The organism is Vibrio sp. Y176 (assembly GCF_033438945.1).
Genome location: NZ_JAWOQS010000447.1, coordinates 1 through 743 on the forward strand (window position 1 = coordinate 1; position 743 = coordinate 743).

General features: G+C 48.6%; 1 protein-coding gene. It reads left to right on the plus strand.

Annotated features, from left to right (window positions below; genetic code table 11):
• Positions 1 to 8: 8 nt before the first annotated feature.
• A partial coding sequence (locus R7O13_RS26595) for an EscU/YscU/HrcU family type III secretion system export apparatus switch protein (RefSeq protein WP_318305173.1) occupies positions 9 to 743 on the plus strand: 735 nt, incomplete at its 3' end.

A 743-nucleotide genomic window follows, 5' to 3' on the forward strand; every position in this document is an offset into this window, starting at 1 on the left:
AGGCTAGTTTGGCAGAGTCAGACGGTCAGGAACGCACCGAAGAAGCCACGCCCCGACGGTTACAACAAGCCAGAGAAAAGGGGCAGGTCGCACGCTCAAAAGAGCTCGCATCGGCGTCAGTGCTGATTGTGGGGGCTATCGCTCTGATGTGGTTTGGCGAGTCACTCGCACGTTCGCTGTTTTCCATTATGAGTCGTTTGTTCGACCTCAAACGAGACGAAATCTTTGACACAACAAAGCTGTTTGATATCGCATTAGGCGCAATGACAGATTTGCTTTTTCCACTGTTTCTCATCCTTATCACGTTGTTTGTGGCGGCGACGATTGGTGCAGCAGGGGTTGGGGGCATCAGTTTTTCTGCCGAAGCGGCAATGCCTAAGCTGTCCAAAATGAACCCTCTGAGCGGTTTAAAACGCATGGTGGGCATGCAAAGTTGGGTTGAGCTGATCAAATCGATCTTGAAAGTGGTGTTGGTGACAGGCGTTGCCATGTATTTGATCCAAGCATCGCAAGCAGATTTGATCCAACTTAGCATGGATGTTTACCCGCAGAACATTTTCCACGCGCTGGATATTTTGCTCAATTTCATCTTGTTGATAAGCTGCTCGTTATTGATTGTTGTGGCCATCGATATACCGTTCCAGATTTGGCAGCACGCCGATCAGTTGAAGATGACCAAGCAAGAAGTGAAAGACGAATACAAAGAAACCGAAGGTAAGCCAGAGGTGAAAGGTCGTATTCGT